This is a genomic window from Candidatus Methylacidiphilales bacterium, from assembly GCA_028713655.1.
Lineage (GTDB): Bacteria > Verrucomicrobiota > Verrucomicrobiia > Methylacidiphilales > JAAUTS01 > JAQTNW01.
On the sequence record JAQTNW010000001.1, the window covers coordinates 25206 to 42833 of the forward strand.

Here is a 17628-nt window from a genome sequence, read left to right on the forward strand (position 1 = left end):
ACAAAAGGATGAAATAAGGCTGAAACAAAAAAAATCTCATCCGCCCTATACCAAGTTGAGGAGACTAACCATAACAGGCATTGATCGATCCGCACAGCTCAGAGCCCGAAGTATTTATAGGCCGCGTACACTATGGGTTTGGCCCATTGCAGTGTGCTGCCTGCCTGGGTCGGATTCGGAAAAGTGAGGCGTCCCTCGTTAATGCTCAATACCATTCAGGGCTCGGGCGCCACCCCGGCGGCAATATCCCGCTCCGAAGAGTTGTCAAAAACATTTAGTGTGGCGACATGAGGAATGAGTCGGATAAGATTACTGCGGCTGCTGGACCTACGCCTGCGGATATCGCTTTCAGGAATGTCATGCCCCCCTTTTTGACCCGACTAGCTACCCGTTGGAGATGAAGTTCTAGGCTTTCAAGTCCGGCATACCAAATCCGGATCACCGCCCCCTTTTTGGCGGCATCAATCAGGATGTCAGTGATGGTTTTCCCTCCCAGGGTGGTCTCGAAAGTGAAATGGCTGCCTTTGGCAATCGCCTGCTCCAGAAACACTTTACCTTTTTGCCAGGCAATGGCGTTGGCCTCTTGGCTGATGAGTCCGGGATTCCGGCGCGCAACATTCCGGCCACCTCATCCGGATTGAAGTATTCGCTGTCACCGGCCCGCAGGTGGGCTCCACCAATGCTGCTTTTCCCGGCTCCGTTGACCCCGGGCAGCACTGTGATCTCGGCCTTGGGCTTTCTAACGGGCATGGGCTTTGGCAGCTAGGACTGCTGACTTTCCAAGCTCCCGTGCAGTTGCCTGAAACAGTTTTTTGACGCCCCGTTTAGCCTCTGGCGTGTTCATTTTGGCCACCATGGTGTCAAACTCGGCGGTCATGGCATCCAGATGGCCCTTGTGTGAACGCTGCAACTCCATGAATTTGCCCACGGAAAGCAGAACAAACTCGGCGCGGTTATGCCGCGTCTTCGTCCTGCCAAGCCTCGTAAAACCAGCATTGGCAACCTGCTCCCCCAAGCTTGCAGGCTGTGGTGTAAGCGGGTTAAACTGACAGCTTATGCCTATGGATCGTATCCTACTGCTGCTCTCGACGTTTTGCTTCCTCATGGGGTTTGCCTATACGATGCATGCGCTGGGCGCGCGCATGTACCGTGCCTCCCGGTTTAATTTCGGCGCCATTTTGTGCGGTTTTTTGTTCCAGACCGCCTTTTTGATGCTGCGCGGCCATGAGTTGAAGCATTGTCCGCTGACCAACCTTTTCGAGGTGATCATTTTTTTAAGTTGGGCGGTGGTGTTGCTGTATTTTCTGACCGGCTCGGCCTATCGCCTTTCGCTCGCAGGCGCCTTTACATCCCCTCTGGTTTTTACCCTGCAGGTTTTTGCGTTGCTCGCGCCCATCGATGTGCCCAGGCGCCCGGAAGTCCAACCCAATCGCTGGCTGGAACTCCACGCCGCGGTGTCTGTGGTTGCCTACGGGGCCTTTGCCCTGGCAGGCGTGATCGGGTTCATGTATCTGCTGCAGGAACGCCAACTGAAACGCCATCATTTGGGTACCATCTTTTTTCATCTGCCGCCGATCGCCGATCTGGCCGTGGTCCTCAAGCGGTTGCTATGGACGGGATTCATCCTGCTCAGCGCGGGGTTGCTTTCAGGTTTTGCGGTCGGCTCGCCGATTCCGAAAATCGTGTGGGGGGTTGCCGTCTGGCTGGTTTATGGCGTGATTTTGCTGGCGGAAAAATGGAAAAAATTCAGCCCTCGCCGGATTGCGTTGCTGTCGCTCGCCGCCTTTGCCTTGACGCTGGCAACGCTGTGGGGGCTTAACTTCATTTCGGCCGGGGCGAAAATCTAACGGGAATGAACGTCATCTGTCTTGGCCTCAGCCACCAAACCGCCAGCGTCGAACTCCGGGAAAAGTTCGCGGTGGCGGATGCCGATCTGGCGTCGGCCTCAAACCGTCTTGGCGCGATGGAGGGCATCAGCGAGTCACTCATTCTTTCCACTTGCAATCGAGTGGAACTATACGCGGCAGTGGATGACTCCAGGCTGGGGTTTGATTCCCTGGACCGTTTTTTGCGCGCGCAGGCGCGGGAACATCATTACGATCCGAAGATTTTTTACCAGCATGACACGCCGCACAGCCTCAGGCATCTGTTTCGCGTCGCGTCCGGCCTGGAGTCCATGGTGCTTGGCGAGACGGAAATCCTCGGACAGGTGAAAAAGGCCTACAACGCGGCCACAATGCACGGCACGACGGCGCGCCATCTCAACAAGCTTTTCCAACGCGCGTTCAATGTGGCAAAAGAAGTCCGCACGAATACAGCCATCACGCGCGGCCCGGTATCGGTTGGATCGGTTGCGGTCGATCTTGCGCAGAAAATATTCGGGAAGCTTGACGCGTGCAAAATCATGATCCTGGGCGCCGGAGAAACGGGCGAGCTGACGGCGCGCTCCCTGCTTTCACGCGGGGCGAAAAGTATTTTCGTGGCCAATCGCACCCACGCGCGCGCGTCCGCGCTGGCCCTCGAATTGGGGGGAGAAGCGGTGCCTTTCGGCGATTGGGAGTCGCCCCTCAAGGAGATCGACATTCTGATCGGATCGACCGCTTCGCCGGAGCCCGTGTTGCTGCGCGAAAAACTGGAGCCCATCATGCAGCACCGCAAGGACCGCCCGCTTTTCATCATCGACCTTGCGGTGCCGCGCGACGTGGATCCTGCGGTGAACAAGCTCGACGGCGTGTATTTGTACGATATTGATGCGTTGCAGGAAATAGCAAGGCAGTCGATGGCAATCCGGCGCCAGGAACTTTTGGTGTGCGAGCAGATGATCGAGCGGCATGTGAACGAATTTTCGGCCTGGATGGCGGGGGAACATTCCCGCCGGAATATCTAGCGCGGCCGTCCCGGCTGCGGGTTCAGAGGGCGTCTGGCCTCAAATAATGAAACGACACAGCGGTAGTTTTTCCATAAAAACCTTGGGCGGGACGCCCAAGCCACGTTAATGCGCCGCTGCGGCGTGATGCGAAAATTTCCAGATTAGCAAGCCCACTGCAATCAGCACGGCGCCGCCAATCACAATCCAGACAATCCAATCCGGCCTGCTTTTAGCTTTCAACTGGGGGTTGGATGTTTCGATTTTTGCGGCGGGTGATTGCTGTGCAGCCTGGGATGCTGGAAGAAAAGCGGAGCTGGGCAAAGCGCTGACGACAGAGGGGGTGGGGTGGCCGATCACGTTTTTCTTGTGTATGAATTGTGTGGTCGGTTGGGTGCTGCGCCCGCTTCTCATGACGTCGGCAGCTTTGGTTCGTATGACTTGTCCTGGAGGAAGGGGCTCCGGTGAAAGTGGCATCGGGGGAGTTTGGAGGGGTGCGGGAGGTGTGAAGGGTACGGGAGCGGGATCGGGACTCTCAGGCGGGCTCTCGGGTTGGGTTTGCGGGTAAAGATCCGAGTTTTGTTCGTATTGGCGGGCTTGATTTTCCATGTGAGTCAGCCATGCGCCCTGGCCGGCCAATTGTTCTTCACTAAGCTCGGAAAGTACGAAGAAAACTTTTCCGAGCTGTAAAATATTTCCGTATGCCAGAGGTGAAAGGTGGATGCGTCGGCCATTGATGGCGACCCCATTCATGGAGCGAAGATCCTCGACCATCCATTGTCCTGCGGTTTTGTAAATGCGCGCGTGCGTACGGCTGACGGAGGTGGATTGTGTGTGAATCTGGCAGTTTGGAAGACGACCGATAAACTGCTCTGTTTCACTCAGAGCATAATACTTTTTCAATCCCTCGTTTTCTGCGTCAAGCAAGGAAATAAGAGTCGCCACAGGCTTAGGATAAGCAGGCCAGCCGCTAAGCGCAAGTTTGCTGTTTGGCCCGGATGGTTCACACGCTTCTGAAAACCCCTGCAGAGTGTGTTGTCAAAAGACCGGGCAAAAACAGGGGAGTATCCCCATCCGGGCAGTGCTGCGGGAGCCAAAGCTGCTCCGCAGAGGCCAGGTTTTGGCGGGCGGGTTTGACTGTCTGAAGACAGCGTGCAGCAAATTTTAAACCAAAAATCTGATTTCTATAACATTAAAGTGATAAAAATGGCTTGTTTAATTGAGAAATTGGCGATTTCATTAACGCCGAAACAATAATTTAGAATTGTAAAAAACGCCCTTCTCAAATCCTTTCAAGGTGGTATTTTTAAAAATATCGGCGCCTGCACGGATGGTGCCAAAAGCTGGAAGGGAGAGTTGGAGTTACAATGCCATTATTACAAGAAGCCGAAGTCAAAGGTGCAAACGTTGTGAAAAACGTGGCTGCCTCCTATGATTCCGTGCTGATCAATAAAGCATTGCCTGCGGAGGAGAAAATCGGCCTTTTGCGCCAAATGCTCCGGATACGCCGCTTTGAAGAACGCTCTCTGAAGGCTTACCAAGCGGGTTCCATCGGCGGGTTCCTTCATTTATATATAGGCCAGGAAGCGGTCGCCGTGGGTTCGATTTCTGTCTGTGGCCGCAATGACCATTTCATCACCGCCTATCGCGATCACGGGCATGCCCTCGCCGTCGGTATGGGCATGAACGAATGCATGGCCGAGCTTTTCGGAAAAGTCACGGGATGTTCCAAAGGCAAGGGGGGATCGATGCATTTTTTCGCACCGGACAAGAACTTCTGGGGCGGGCACGGGATTGTCGGCGGCCAGACGCCGTTGGGTCTTGGGTTGGCTTATTATCTTAAATACAAAAAAATCAGCGGGGCCTGCCTGTGCTATCTGGGCGACGGGGCGGTCAACCAGGGGGTTTTCCATGAGTCGTTGAACATGGCATCGCTCTGGGACTTGCCGGTGATTTACGTCATTGAAAACAATTTATATTCCATGGGCACCAGCTTGGATCGGTCCTCCGCATTCTGCGAGTCCCTGGCCAAACGGGCTGAAGGGTACAACATGGACTGGGATGTTTGCCAGGGGCACGATGTTTATGAAGTCCGGGCCAAAACTGCGGAAGCGCTCGACCGGGCGCACCGCCAGTCGAGGCCGTCCCTGCTTGAAATTCAAACGTATCGTTACCGGGGCCACTCGGTCGCCGACGCCAACGCCGAAAAATACCGCGACAAGGAAGAGATTGAAGAATACAAGCGCACGAAAGACCCCATTGTTTTGTTCCGGGAAAAACTGATCGCGGAGGGCGTTTTGAACGCGGAGACCGCTGAGCAAATCGACAAGGCTGCCAAGGACGAGTCTGCCGCTTCGATAAAATTTGCGGAGGAAAGCCCCTGGCCCGACGAATCCGCGATCCGCGAAGATGTGTATTGGGAAACGGACAACCCTGCGGAAAAAAAATCCGAGGGCCGTATTTTTTTCAACGACGAACTGGAATAATTTTTGATCCTATGCGCACCCTGACATATCGTGAAGCCCTCCGTGAAGGCATGTCCGAAGAAATCGAGCGTGATGAGAACGTTGTGATCATCGGGGAAGAAGTCGCGCAATACAATGGCGCTTATAAAGTCACCGAAGGCATGTTGGAGAAATACGGCGAAAAGCGGATCGTGGACGCCCCCATCAGCGAGGGCGCGTTCATCGGGATGGGGATCGGCGCCTCCATGCTGGGCCTGCGCCCGGTGATGGAATTGATGTTTTTCAGTTTTGCCTACGTGGCCTGGGACCAGATGATCAACAATGCCTCATCCCTGCGCTACATGTCCGGCGGCCAGATTAATTGCCCGATCGTCATCCGCGGCCCGGCCAACGGCGGCACCAATGTCGGCGCCACGCATTCGCACACGCCGGAAAACGCCATTGCCAACGTCCCCGGCCTCAAGGTGGTTTGTCCCGCCACGGCGTATGATGCAAAGGGCCTGATCAAGAGCGCGATCCGCGACAACGATCCGGTTTATTTCATGGAAAACACCCTGCTGTACGGCGAGAGCTGGGAAGTGCCGGAAGAGGAATATCTTATCCCGCTGGGCAAAGCCGACATCAAGCGCGAGGGCAAGGACCTCACCATCGTGGCCCACGGACGCCCCGTCATCCTGGCATTGAAGGCGGCCGAAATTCTGGAGGCCGAGCACGACCTGGATGTCGAGGTGGTGGACTTGCGTTCCATCCGCCCGTTGGATGAGGAAACCATTATCAATTCGGTGAAGAAAACAAACCGGGTGCTTTTGGTTGAGGAAAACAAGCCGTTTTGCGGCGTGGGCGCCCAGATCTCGCACCTGATCCAGGAGAAGGCGTTTGATTTCCTGGATGCCCCTGTCAAGCGGCTTTCGTCAATTGACGCGCCCGCCATTTATTCCGATCCGCTTGAAAAACGCCAGGTTCCAAACGTGGACCGCATCATCAAGGCCGCTCTTTCCGTCGGCTGACTGCTCGAATCTGAAATTTAAAATCCCAAATTTGAAATAATCACGACATGGCCGATATCATTGAAATGCCCAAACTGAGCGATACGATGACCGAGGGAACGGTTGTCAAGTGGCTCAAAAACGTAGGGGACAAAATCGGAAGCGGCGAGGTGATTGCCGAAATCGAGACCGACAAGGCCACGATGGACCTTGAGGCCTTTGACTCCGGTGTTCTGCTCAAAATCGTCGCCCCTGCGGGCGCGCGGGTTGCCTGCAAGGCCCCTATCGCGGTCATTGGCGAAAAAGGGGAAAATGCCGATGAAGCTTTGGCCAAAGCGCCCGCTCCGGCGCCGTCAGCCCAGGCCAAACCGGCCCCTGCTGCCTATGCTCACGCTCCGGTTGCCGCACCTGTCGAGGTTTCCAGTCCGAAACAGGAAACTTTGGGAGGCCGGATCAAGGCATCGCCGCTGGCAAAAAAAGTTGCCGCGGAGCTGAATGTGATTTTATCCTCGCTCACGGGCAGCGGCCCCGGCGGGCGCATCGTGAAAAAGGATGTGTTGGGCGCGGGCCAGAACCGCGGTGGTGGTGGCGGATGGTTTCATCCGTCCGGACCGGTGGCTCAGGACGGGTTGATTCCCCTGACAAACATGCGCAGGACCATTGCCCGGCGCCTGCAGGAGAGCAAGCAGCAAATTCCGCATTTTTACACCGAAATGGAAGTGGATATGGCGGCCTGCATCAAGCTGCGCGAGGAACTCAACGCGCGGCTCGAAAAACAGCCGCAGCCGGCCAAGATCAGCTTCAATGATTTTGTACTGAAGGCCTGCGCGCAAGCCATCCGCAAAGTGCCGTCGATCAATTCTTCATTTGGAGAGGAAGCCATCCATCAGCATGGCAGCGTGGATTTGGCGTTCGGTGTTGCGATTCCCGGAGGATTGATTACTCCGATCATCCGGAACGCCCAGGACAAGAACCTCAAGCAAATCAGCATTGAAGCCAGGGAACTGGCGGGCCGCGCCAAGGAAGGCAAACTCAATCCCCAGGAATATTCCGGCGGCACCTTTACAGTCAGCAACCTCGGCATGTTCGGCGTGGACTGGTTTAGCGCCATTGTAAATCCTCCCCAGGCCGCCATTCTGGCCGTGGGCAACATCGTCAAAAAACCAGTCGTCAACGAGCACGACCAGATTGTCATCGGCTATCGCATGAGCCTTGTGCTCTCGGCGGATCATCGCGTGGTGGACGGCGCCGATGGCGCCAAATTCCTGACCGAGGTCAAGGCCCTGCTCGAAGTGCCGGGATTGTTGCTGGTTTGAACGGATCACTAGTTTTAAGTTTGCAAGTCTTAAGCAGCTTCCATCCTGTGTCTTTAGTTCTCACGCGCGACGAATCCGTGCTTTGGCGGACCTTTTGCGACTCCCGCTCGCGATGCCTATCGCGGGTTGCGTTCAAATGTCTTTGAATAGTTCCAGTTACGAAGATGGCAGGACGGGTTCGACGAGGGACGAGGATATCCAGCCCTTGCTTCCGCTGTAACTTTCCACATACAAAAAATTGCCGTATCGTTTCAATGTCTGCACGGTTTCGCCCCCGTGCAGAGAGGAGACGTTCGCAGCGGTATCAAACGGTGAAACCTTGACCGGCGCTTCGGAGGCCACGACAACCCCGCGGTTGAGTTGTGAGGTTTGGAACAGCATTCCGCTCGCAGAGAGCAGCAACAGTACAATCCCGCAAAAAAACAGGGCGCGGCACACCGCTTGCGGCGATGAACCGGGTTTCCCAAAATTCAGCCACAAGCCGTTGAGCAGGGAGGACAGCGCAAGGATGAGGAGCGAAGTAAAGCCGATCCAGGCCCAGGTATTCAGGCTGCAGAAAAGAAACAGCCTGCCCCACTCCGGTTCTGGCGGGGCGGCCAGTCCGGCTTTTTTCCGGACGTTTTCAAGGTTTGCCTGCACATCGGGGTCGGATGGATCCATGAGCAGCGCGCGCTCGTATTGCAGCACCGCGCGGCCGACATCCCCCTTCGAGTAATAGGCATTCCCGAGGTTCAGCAGGATCGATGACGACAACGTTTTCTTCTGAATCAATTCCTCATAGCCCTGGATGGCATCATCAAACTTTCCCTCAGAATAGGCGCGGTTTGAATTTTCAAAGACGCTTGTGTCTGGCAGTCCGGCATGGGCGGACACGAGCAGTATGACACTCAATACCGGCACAAGCCCTGCAGTTTTGATTTGGAACAGGATTTTTTTCATGGTTGACCGTTCGTTTGTTTGAGTTCGTTGAGCACACGTTCCTTGTAATCGAGCATTTCCTCGCGGCTGAGCCGACGGCCGGCATAGGACACCGCATCCGCCATTTCAAAAATACCGCATGCGGATTCCGCGGCGTCGCCCAAGCGCTCCCGAATATCCGACAGCGTGATGCTTTCCGGATTCATCCCCCAACGGCGCGCAAAATTTTCACTCAAGGCCCGACAGGCCGCTTCGGCAAAAGAGGCTGAGTCCTCGTTTGCGACCGCAGACTCCAGCGCGCCCATGGCTTCGCGCACACGCTTGGACACATGAAGATCGAGACGGTACTCGGGATTCATCATTCGGGTGTGCCTCCTTTTCAGGAGCAACCCCGCAAGACCCAGTAGAAGTGGAACGCCTTGCAAAGCCCAGAACCAGGGCCGTTGAAACAAGGGCTTCCATTCATGCTGCACAGAGCCCAGATCGACATGTATTGCCACCAGATCCGCTTTTTTGACCACTGCAGGATTTCCCTGTGCGGTTTGTTTGGCGGATTTCAAGGCTGCATCTGCGGCGGGGAGGATTGCTACCACAGGAACGGATGGTTTCAAAATTTCATATCGGGAAGTCTCGGGATCGAAATAGGAAAATTCCACCGCCGGGAGCGATTTGGATTCCGCGTCCTGGGGGATCAGCACCTGCTCGAATGTTTTGGTTCCCTCGTAACCCGCGGAATCGGCGGGTTTGAAATTGCTGCCGGGAGCGTAGGTCTTCCATCCGTTTGATTGCTCCAGGACCGGCGCCGTCACGCGGTCAAAGTTTCCCTTGCCTGTGATTTCCATTTTCAGGTTCAAGGGATCTCCGACTCGCACTTCCCTGGCGCTTGTGCTCATGTTCAATTCAAATTTTCCAATGGCGCCGTTGAAGGACGCCGGTTTGCCCTCCGACGGCAGGGCAAGCACCGTTACTTCCTTCTGCGGACTGCTGACGGTGATGGTCTTGGCCACGGTTCGACTGAAGAAATTGCTGAAAAACGGATCGTTTCCAAAAGCATCATTCGGCGCGGCCCTTTCCCGCTTCAGCACCGTGATGTTGACGTCGAACGAAAGCGGAAACTTTCCTTCCTTGATTGCGGACAATGTGGTCGGCGCGGTCAGAACAAGGTAGGGGATTCCCTCGATGGTCTGTTCCTCCTGTTGGAACCGCAACGGTTGGAAAGCAAACGCATCCCCGTGCAGGACCGGTTGTGACAAATTCCGGGCCTCCATGCGCTCCTGGATGTAAATCCGAATGGTGACTGGCGTGACCTGGCCCACATAAAGTTTTTCTGACAAATCGGAAATGCGCACGAATGCCAGTTGGTTTGCAGCATCCTTGTCGGGCAACGCAGCTTCAGGCTGTGGCGTGGCTGGAGCGCCGGGAGGGGGAGCGGACGCGGAGGGGGCTCCGGATGCGCCGCCGCCGACCTGTTTCAGCACCGTCAATTTCAAAGGCAGGGTTTGATAGGTTTTGCCGCCCAGATCGGTTGTGATGGGCGGGATCGAATACTCACCTGTCTTGGATGCGACGGCCTGATACACAAGGGTTGTATTGATGCTCTGTTTCCAGTTGATGATCTGGATTTGTGTGCTGCGGCCGACCTGGTCAAAACGAAGGCCCGGCACATCCGGAAGTTTTGGGTTTGCCGACGCATCGCCCGTGACGGTCACCGTCAACTCCGCCGACTCGCCCAATGAAATTTTATCGGAGGACAGCGATGCTTTTATTCCGGCGTCGTCCGCGTGGAGAAACGGAACGCAAAAAAGGAAACCGGCAACAGTTGAAAGCAGTATTCTATTTTTCATATTCACTCACCAGTTGCGCTTGTTAACGGACTCATCGTTGGAATTCTTGTTTGCGGAAGGCGGGATAAGCAAATACGGATGTTCCTCGTTTTTCAAGGAATCCAGCAGCGCGCGCGCCTCCTCACCCGATATTTTTCCATCCTTCCGTTCCGGTGCTTGTCCGGAAGCGGATTGATTCTTGTTTCCGCTGTTGGATTCTTCCGGTTTCTGCTGGTTTTTTTGGCCGTTGTCATTCTTCTGCGGGTTCGAGGAATCATCCGGTTTGTGTTCCGGCTGCGATTTGTCGTTCGCCTGCTGCCCGTTTTGATTCTGATTCTTATCCTGGCTCTTGTCGTCCTTCTTGTCCTGATTTTTATCCTTATCCTTGTTCTTGTCTTTATCCTTGTCCTGTTGAGGCGGTGGATTTTGAGGCAATTGATTCAGCCGCTTTTGCACAAAATCCTTGTTGTATTTTGCATCGGCATCGTCCGGCTTCAAATGCAACGCATTGTCATATTCCTGGATGGCCTGTTCCCACTGCTTGCGGGTGCTTTGCGGATCTGTTTTCTCGGTTTGCTGTCCTTTCCGGTACAGCGTATTTCCAAGATTATAATAGGTGCAGGTTTGGAGCTTCAAATCCTCCGCCTTCAAGGCCGATTGCAGGGACTGCAGGGCCTTGTCGTAATCGGACGATTTGTAGTAAGCCGTACCCAGGTTGTAGTTTAAGGCGGCATCATCAGGTTTGCGTTGTTCCTGCCGCCGGAATTCCTGTGCCGCATTGCCGTAGTCGCCCTTCGCAAAGGAACGTTCCGCTGCTCCGGCCCGCGCGTTTTGCGCAACAGACGCGCTTAGCAACACCAGCGCCGCCACGGCGGTTTTCCCAAAAAGCCCCCGCCGTGTGCGGGCGGGCCGGATGTCGCGCAACATAAATTCAGCCAGCAACAAAACGATGCCCGCGAGCAGCGGCCACACAAACTGCTCGAGCGGGATTTTTTCCATTTTGCTTTCCAATTCCTGTTTCGGGGCCGTCGTGACATTGCCCTGGTATATCTTCAGCAGTCCCTGGCTTCCATTGCCCAGCAATTCAAACTCGCCGCCGGCTGCCTTTGCGATTTGTTGCAGCATGGATTCATCCAGCCTCGATTTGACCGGGCTGCCGTTTTCATCCTTGAGCAGATCGACTCCGCCGCTGTTGTTAGGAACGGGAATGAATTCCCCTGAAGGCGACCCAACTCCCACCGTATGGATGATAAGACCCTTGTCCGCCGCCTGTTTGGCCTCCTGCAACGCGGAGCCTTCCAGGTCTTCGCCATCCGTGATCAGAATCAGGATTTTTCTTTTGCTTTTTGAATTGGCGAACGCTTCTTCCGCGGCGCGTATCGCGGCGGCAATGTCCGTTCCAGGCACCGGAACGATATCCGGATTCAAGGTGTCGATCGACTGGAGAAATATTTCATAATCGAGGGTTGGCGGGCACATCAAATAGGCCGTGCCCGCAAATGGAATGAGCCCGATTCTGTCGCCGGACAGCGTGTCCACCAGGTCCCGAACCGCCAGCTTCGCGCGCTCGAGGCGGTTGGGCTTCACATCCTCGGCGAGCATGCTGCGTGATACGTCCATGGCGATGATCACATCGGTTCCCCGGCGTTTCACCTCCTGCCAGCGGAAGCCGGCCTGCGGGCGCGCCAGGGCCGCAAACAAACAGGCGATGCCGCAAACCAGAAGAATCCGCTTTGCCAGCCTTTTTGCCGGTGAAAAATACGGCATCAAGCTGTCCAGCAAATGCCGGGAAACCACTTTCTCCAGGGTCTGCCGGCGTTTCCGCTCCGAAATCCACAGCAGTACGCCCAGGGCCAGGCAAACCAGAAGCCCGGCGATCAGCCATGCGGGTTCGGCGAATGTCATGGCAGCCTCCTCATCAGTCCCTCGCTCAAGCCCAGCTCGACACCCAGCAACAGCAGGGCTGGGAAGAGGGCCAGATGGAACAGTTCCTGGTAATTTTCAAATTTGCGCACCGCGCGTCTGGTTGTCTCCAGTTGATTGATTTCCGCGTAAATGCGCCGCATGGAGTCCGTGTCCGCCGCCCGGTAATATTTCGCGCCGGTCTTTTCAGCGATCTTCCGGAGCATGTCCTCGTCGAGATCAAGCTGTGAGGAGCCGGACTCGCCGTTTTGGCTTCCGGCGCCGATGGTGTACACCTTGATTTTCATGGCTTCCGCAGCCTCGGCCGCCGCCAGTGGCGAAATCTTCCCGCAATTGTTGATCCCGTCGGTCAGCAAAATCACAATGCGCGACTTGCTGTTCTGCTCGCGCAAGCGGTTGACGGCGGATGCGATGCCGGAACCGATTGCGGTGCCGTCCTGCATCTGGCCGATTTGCAGGCCCTGCAACCGGAGTTGAAGCCAGTCATGATCCAAGGTCAGCGGGCAAACCAGATACGGATAGGCCGCGAAGGCCACCACTCCGATGCGGTCGTTGGGACGGTCGTCAATAAACCGCGACACGACCGCCTTGACCACTTCGATGCGGCTCGCCGCGCGCCCGCCCAAATTATAGTCGGGCGTTTGCATGGAGCCGGAACAATCCACCGCCAAAATAATATCAATCCCGCTGGCTTCGACGTCGGCCGTCGTCTTGCCGAGCTGGGGCCTCGCCAGCGCCGCGATCAACAAGGCCACGGCCAGTAGCCGCAAAAACATTCCTATCCAGCCGGCGGCCGAACGCTTTAAGCTGCCGGCCTCACGGGCGATGGCGGTGGAGGAAAAAAGAATCGAGGCGGAGCGGCCTTGTTTGCCCCACCAAAACGCTAGAAGAGGAAGCAGGGCCAGGGCCCAAAAAACCTGGGGATACAGAAAGCGGATCATGACGCCTCCCCCTGTGGAACCGGCGCAGTTGCGGGTTGGGCCGGATTTTTTTCGTTATTCCCTGTTGTTGGCTGTGCTGTGGCTTCCACAAACTGTATGGCGCTGTAGAGCATGAGATTCATCTGTTCCACATTGAATTCGGAGCGCGCAAACTTGACCAGATCGCAATATTGCAGGAACGCCTTCAGCAATTCCGAATGGGATTCCAGCATCGCCTCCGATACGAGGGCCGGTGTGCGGAGGAATTCCTCCGTGGTTTGTTGCGTCACGGGCAGATTGAAGCGCAATTCGAGATAGCGACGCACGATATCCGAGACCTTTCCCAAAAATTCATGGGCATTGCCGTCCCGGATCAATCGTTTTGCCTCTTCCAACTGTTCCAGAGTGAGTTCGGAAAGGCTCTTCATCGGTTTCCGGCTGTTGCGCCATTTTTTATACAACCAGATGCCGAGCGCCAGCAGGGCAAGAATGCCGAGAAGAAGGAGAACCGCATAAATGATTTTGGAATAATCCGGCACCCAGAGTCCCTTTACGTCACGGATGTCGCCTTCCGCCGGCGCAAATCCCGGTGTGGCGGGGGCTGTCTGTTGTGCGAAAAGTCCGCCGGCGGCCATGAGATGGCCCGCGGCGATTAGTCCTGACATTTTGAAATATTTCCCGGTTTTCATCGGCGTTTTTTCTCGCGGGTGTCAAAAAAGCCGCGCAGCACGGGCAGGTAAGGCTTGTCCGTGGCCAGTTCCACCAGGTCGATGCCGTTGGAACGAAATGTTTTGCGCAGAACGACCCGATACAGAGCGGCGATGGTTGAAAATTTCTCCCTGACTTCTTTTTGGCGCGTATCAATCTCGACCAGCTCTCCCGTCTCCGAATCCTCAACAGCCAGCAAGCCGACTTCCGGGAGCTCGCTTTCACGCGGGTCGGTTACGGAAACCCCGACCAGATCATGGCGCCGGTTCATTGAATTCAACAGGGGCTGCATTGCCGCCAGCTCCGTTTCAAAATGGCCTGTCAGGCAAAAATCCGATATGAGAATAACCACGGCTTTCCGTTTCAAAAGCCCGCGTGCCGTTTCCAAAGCCACTCGAATGTCGGTTTTTTTGCCGACGGGTTCATAAAACAAAATTTCCCGGATCACCCGCAGCACATGAGCCCTGCCTTTTGCGGGAGGTATATAGAGTTCCACCCGGTCTGTGAACAAAAGCAGCCCGACCCTGTCGCGGTTGCGGATGGCTGAGAACGCCAGCACACTCGCCAGTTCAGCCGCCCGCTCACGCTTGCTCTCCTCGCCAGAACCAAAAAACCCGGATGCGCTCACATCGATCATCAGCAGCATCGTCAGCTCGCGGTCCTCGCGGTATTTTTTGATAAACGGGCGGCCTTGCCGTGCCGTCACTTTCCAGTCAATCGAACGGATATCGTCGCCAGGCACATATTCCCGCACCTCGTCAAAGTCGATCCCCGACCCTCGAAACGCCGATTGGTATTGCCCCGACAGGGCTTCATTGACCATGCGATTGGTACGGATTTCGATGCTCCGTACCTTTTTCAGGATATCGCTGATCGATTTCGGTTTCATAAGGCGGCGCGTTTGCCTCCTGTCTCAGGGAACCGGCACCGTGTCCAGGACCTTGCGGACGATGGTGTCGCTGTTCAAACCTTCCGCTTCGGCTTCGTAGGTCACGGTCAGCCTGTGCCGCAGGATGTCAGGCGCTACTGATTTGATGTCCTGCGGGGTCACGTAGCCGCGCCCGTTCAAAAAGGCAAGCGCACGGCCCGCCAGGGTCAGTCCGATGCTGGCGCGCGGCGATGCCGGATATTGGATGTAGGGCTTGATGTCGAGCTTGTAGTGCGCGGGATCGCGCGTCGCGTGCACCAGGCTGACGATGTAATCCTTCACCTTGTCATCGATGTAGATGGAATTGACCACATGGCGCGAATGTTGGATGTCCTCGGCTGAAAGGACGGGATTGACCTGTGGCGCCGCATCCGTGGTCCCCATGAGGTCGATGATTTGACGCTCCTCGGCCGGGGTCGGATACGTCACCACCACTTTCAACATGAAACGGTCCACCTGCGCCTCGGGAAGATTATAGGTGCCTTCCTGCTCGATTGGGTTTTGTGTGGCCAGCACCAGAAACGGGTCTGGCAAAAGATGCGTCTGGTCGCCGATGGTCACCTGCCGCTCCTGCATCACTTCCAACAGCGCGCTTTGGACCTTGGCGGGGGCGCGGTTGATTTCGTCCGCCAGGATCAGGTTTGAAAAGACCGGTCCGTGTTTGACCATGAAATTCATGTCGCGCGGATTGTAAATTTCAGTTCCGATGATGTCGGCGGGGAGCATGTCGGGCGTGAACTGGATGCGCTTGAATCCGAGCTGGATGGCCGAGGCCAGTGTTTTCAGTGAAAGCGTTTTGGCGAGGCCGGGCACGCCTTCCAGCAGGACATGTCCGTTGGCCAGGAGGCCGACCAAGAGGCGTTCGATCAGATAATTCTGGCCGATAATGACACGGCCGATTTCCTGCTGCAGCGGGCGCACCCAAGCGGAAGCCTGTTGCACGGCTTGGTTGATGGTATGGATCGATGCCGATTGCGACGGCGTTGGGATCAGGGAGGGAGGGGGAGTTGCGCTGTTCATGGTTGAAATATGGCACAGGCGCCTGACCGGAACATTTCCCGGACATTACAATTTGGAAAGGAAAGGCGGGGGAAATGCAGAATTCAGAATGCAGAATTCAGGCGCAGGACGAAGGAGGGAAGCAACTTATGGCACGAACCACACGAAAATCACGAAACAAGAATTGGCCGCGAACTCCGATATCCATCGCGAGCAGGAAAGCGTCCGCTGGAGAACGGATTCGTCCTGTGCGCGAACAAAAGACGCAAGAATGTGAAACGGATCGATATGGAGTGCGGTGACAAATCCAAAGATGCGATACCGCTTTTGGTTGCAAGTGAATAAAGATAAGAGCAAAACACTTTTTACAGGAAGAACGCAAAGAGCAGAAAGCTGAACTTTCAAAGCCGGTTGCCTTACCAGAGGAAACTGAATGAGATTTGAATTTTAGCCGCAGACAACGGGAAGCTTTATTGAGGGGATTCCTGTAGTTTAAAATACAGTTCACGGCTGATCCAGGCATCGACTGCGGCATATTGGATCTGGGCGGGCGTGAGTTCGTCCTTGCTCCAATTGGTCACTTGCGCGCCTTTTGAGACCCGGATTTTCAGAAACAGAGCGGCCAGGCTGCGCAAGCCGGTGGTTTTGATGCCTTTTTTGGCGGCCATGCGCGAGAGATCCACCATGCCGCCTTCCTGAAAAGCCCGGATTTGGCGGAGCTTGGAAAAATCCTGCTGCAGGGCCAACCCGGCCTTGACGATCCCGGGATTTTCCAGGACGGCGATGATTTCGTCCGGGATATGGCGGTTTCCGATCTGGAAAAGAAACACTTCGTTCCGGGTGGCAAATTGAATCAACGAGGGCAGGAAGTTTTGCCCCCGGCGGAAGGAGGGGCGGCTTTCGGTGTCGAATCCCAATACGGTTTCCCGGGCGAGGATCTGGCAGGCATCCGCGCAGGGTTGCTGGCGTCCGATCAAATGAATCGGACCGTCATAGCGGGCCAGGGGCAGTTGTTGCACTTCCTCCCGCGTGATGGAAAGGGGCGATTCGGGTTGACGATCCAGCATTAGGACATTTACTAGCGGGGTGCCAATCAAAGTCAAAGTATTGAAATATGAGGCGCTGCGATATCTGATCACAGCTTTGCTGTCGGTTTCCGTGAATACCGGGGCCGAGGCCGCCGACAGCATCAAAGTCCCGCATACGCAACTGGTGCGGGTGCAGGATGAGATCCCCGGTATTTTGGTCGATTTGCGCTATGCCGGCGTCCGCAATATCACCCATAAGGCGATTTACCAGGACAGCACCGCCTGGCTTCGCCCCGAAACCGCGCACCGGCTGAAACTTGTTCAAAATGAGCTGCGCCGCCAGGGTTATCAACTGGTGATTTGGGACGCTTATCGCCCGGCCTGGGCGCAAAGGAAGTTATGGGAGGCCTTTCCAAACGCGAATTTCGTGGCCCCGCCTCGCCAAGGGTCGCGCCATACCCGGGGGACCAGCGTGGATGTGAGTCTGGCGGATTTGCAGGGGAAACTCGTGGAAATGCCGACGGACCATGATGTGTTTGGGCCGAAGGCGAGCCAGAGTCTTTCCCTTTCGGACATCAGCCCAACAGCCCGCCGCAATGCCCTGATCCTGCGGAATGCGATGTTTCAGAACAAATTCAGCGGGGTGCCGGCCGAGTGGTGGCATTATGACCTGGCCGATTGGTGGAAATACCCGCTGATTGAGGATTGAGGCATCCGTACAAAGACAGGGTCTCACACGAAGCCACGA

General features: G+C 55.7%; 17 protein-coding genes. 6 read left to right on the plus strand and 11 right to left on the minus strand.

Annotation, left to right across the window (positions count from 1 at the left end; all coding sequences use genetic code 11):
• Positions 1–274 precede the first annotated feature (274 nt).
• Entirely contained in the window at positions 275–550 is a 276-nt protein-coding gene (locus PHD76_00130) for a hypothetical protein (GenBank protein ID MDD5260234.1), read from the minus strand.
• A gap of 189 nt (positions 551–739) precedes the next feature.
• Complete coding sequence (locus PHD76_00135) at positions 740–1015, minus strand: hypothetical protein (GenBank protein MDD5260235.1); 276 nt, start codon at positions 1013–1015, stop codon at positions 740–742.
• A gap of 46 nt (positions 1016–1061) precedes the next feature.
• On the opposite strand from PHD76_00135, the gene ccsA reads away from it, so the two are divergent.
• Together ccsA and hemA are read left to right on the plus strand one after the other, a co-directional pair.
• On the plus strand, positions 1062–1847 hold the full coding sequence (ccsA, locus tag PHD76_00140) for a cytochrome c biogenesis protein CcsA (protein MDD5260236.1): 786 nt from the start codon (positions 1062–1064) through the stop codon (positions 1845–1847).
• Between the two features lie 5 nt (positions 1848–1852).
• The gene (gene hemA, locus PHD76_00145; GenBank protein ID MDD5260237.1) at positions 1853–2887 is read left to right on the plus strand and encodes a glutamyl-tRNA reductase; all 1035 of its coding nucleotides are present in this window, start codon (positions 1853–1855) and stop codon (positions 2885–2887) included.
• A 105-nt stretch (positions 2888–2992) separates the two neighbouring features.
• Here hemA and PHD76_00150 read toward each other — a convergent pair whose 3' ends face one another.
• The gene (locus tag PHD76_00150) at positions 2993–3769 is read right to left on the minus strand and encodes an FHA domain-containing protein (protein MDD5260238.1); all 777 of its coding nucleotides are present in this window, start codon (positions 3767–3769) and stop codon (positions 2993–2995) included.
• Between the two features lie 464 nt (positions 3770–4233).
• Here PHD76_00150 and pdhA point away from each other — a divergent pair, with 464 nt between their 5' ends.
• From pdhA to PHD76_00165, 3 genes are read left to right on the plus strand one after another with little or no spacing between them, the layout of a single operon-like run.
• Positions 4234–5352, plus strand: coding sequence for a pyruvate dehydrogenase (acetyl-transferring) E1 component subunit alpha (gene pdhA, locus PHD76_00155; protein MDD5260239.1), 1119 nt, complete (start codon positions 4234–4236; stop codon positions 5350–5352).
• Between the two features lie 11 nt (positions 5353–5363).
• Positions 5364–6338, plus strand: a complete 975-nt coding sequence (locus PHD76_00160; protein MDD5260240.1) for an alpha-ketoacid dehydrogenase subunit beta — start codon at positions 5364–5366, stop codon at positions 6336–6338.
• Between the two features lie 47 nt (positions 6339–6385).
• On the plus strand, positions 6386–7633 hold the full coding sequence (locus PHD76_00165; protein ID MDD5260241.1) for a dihydrolipoamide acetyltransferase family protein: 1248 nt from the start codon (positions 6386–6388) through the stop codon (positions 7631–7633).
• A gap of 156 nt (positions 7634–7789) precedes the next feature.
• On the opposite strand, the gene PHD76_00170 is transcribed toward PHD76_00165, so the two are convergent.
• The 8 genes from PHD76_00170 to PHD76_00205 all read right to left on the minus strand — a co-directional run bounded on the left by PHD76_00170 (position 7790) and on the right by PHD76_00205 (position 16919).
• Positions 7790–8572: a tetratricopeptide repeat protein gene (locus PHD76_00170; protein ID MDD5260242.1), complete on the minus strand. Its 783-nt coding sequence runs from the start codon at positions 8570–8572 to the stop codon at positions 7790–7792.
• A complete protein-coding gene (locus tag PHD76_00175) occupies positions 8569–10395 on the minus strand; it encodes a BatD family protein (GenBank protein ID MDD5260243.1) in 1827 nt (608 codons plus the stop codon). Before PHD76_00175 ends, PHD76_00170 begins: the two co-directional genes overlap by 4 nt.
• A gap of 6 nt (positions 10396–10401) precedes the next feature.
• Positions 10402–12279 (minus strand): VWA domain-containing protein, encoded by a 1878-nt coding sequence (locus tag PHD76_00180; protein MDD5260244.1) that lies wholly within the window; start codon positions 12277–12279, stop codon positions 10402–10404.
• Positions 12276–13238, minus strand: a complete 963-nt coding sequence (locus PHD76_00185; protein MDD5260245.1) for a VWA domain-containing protein — start codon at positions 13236–13238, stop codon at positions 12276–12278. The genes PHD76_00180 and PHD76_00185 overlap by 4 nt, the downstream gene beginning before the upstream one ends.
• Positions 13235–13882 carry a hypothetical protein gene (locus tag PHD76_00190; GenBank protein ID MDD5260246.1) on the minus strand — a complete coding sequence of 216 codons (648 nt, stop codon included), beginning with the start codon at positions 13880–13882 and terminating at the stop codon, positions 13235–13237. The genes PHD76_00185 and PHD76_00190 overlap by 4 nt, the downstream gene beginning before the upstream one ends.
• Positions 13883–13902: 20 nt before the next feature.
• Complete coding sequence (locus PHD76_00195) at positions 13903–14814, minus strand: DUF58 domain-containing protein (protein MDD5260247.1); 912 nt, start codon at positions 14812–14814, stop codon at positions 13903–13905.
• A gap of 24 nt (positions 14815–14838) precedes the next feature.
• Complete coding sequence (locus tag PHD76_00200) at positions 14839–15873, minus strand: MoxR family ATPase (GenBank protein ID MDD5260248.1); 1035 nt, start codon at positions 15871–15873, stop codon at positions 14839–14841.
• Between the two features lie 449 nt (positions 15874–16322).
• Positions 16323–16919 carry a 3'-5' exonuclease domain-containing protein 2 gene (locus PHD76_00205; protein ID MDD5260249.1) on the minus strand — a complete coding sequence of 199 codons (597 nt, stop codon included), beginning with the start codon at positions 16917–16919 and terminating at the stop codon, positions 16323–16325.
• Positions 16920–16938: 19 nt separating this feature from the next.
• Here PHD76_00205 and PHD76_00210 point away from each other — a divergent pair, with 19 nt between their 5' ends.
• The gene (locus tag PHD76_00210; GenBank protein ID MDD5260250.1) at positions 16939–17589 is read left to right on the plus strand and encodes a M15 family metallopeptidase; all 651 of its coding nucleotides are present in this window, start codon (positions 16939–16941) and stop codon (positions 17587–17589) included.
• Positions 17590–17628: the final 39 nt, after the last annotated feature.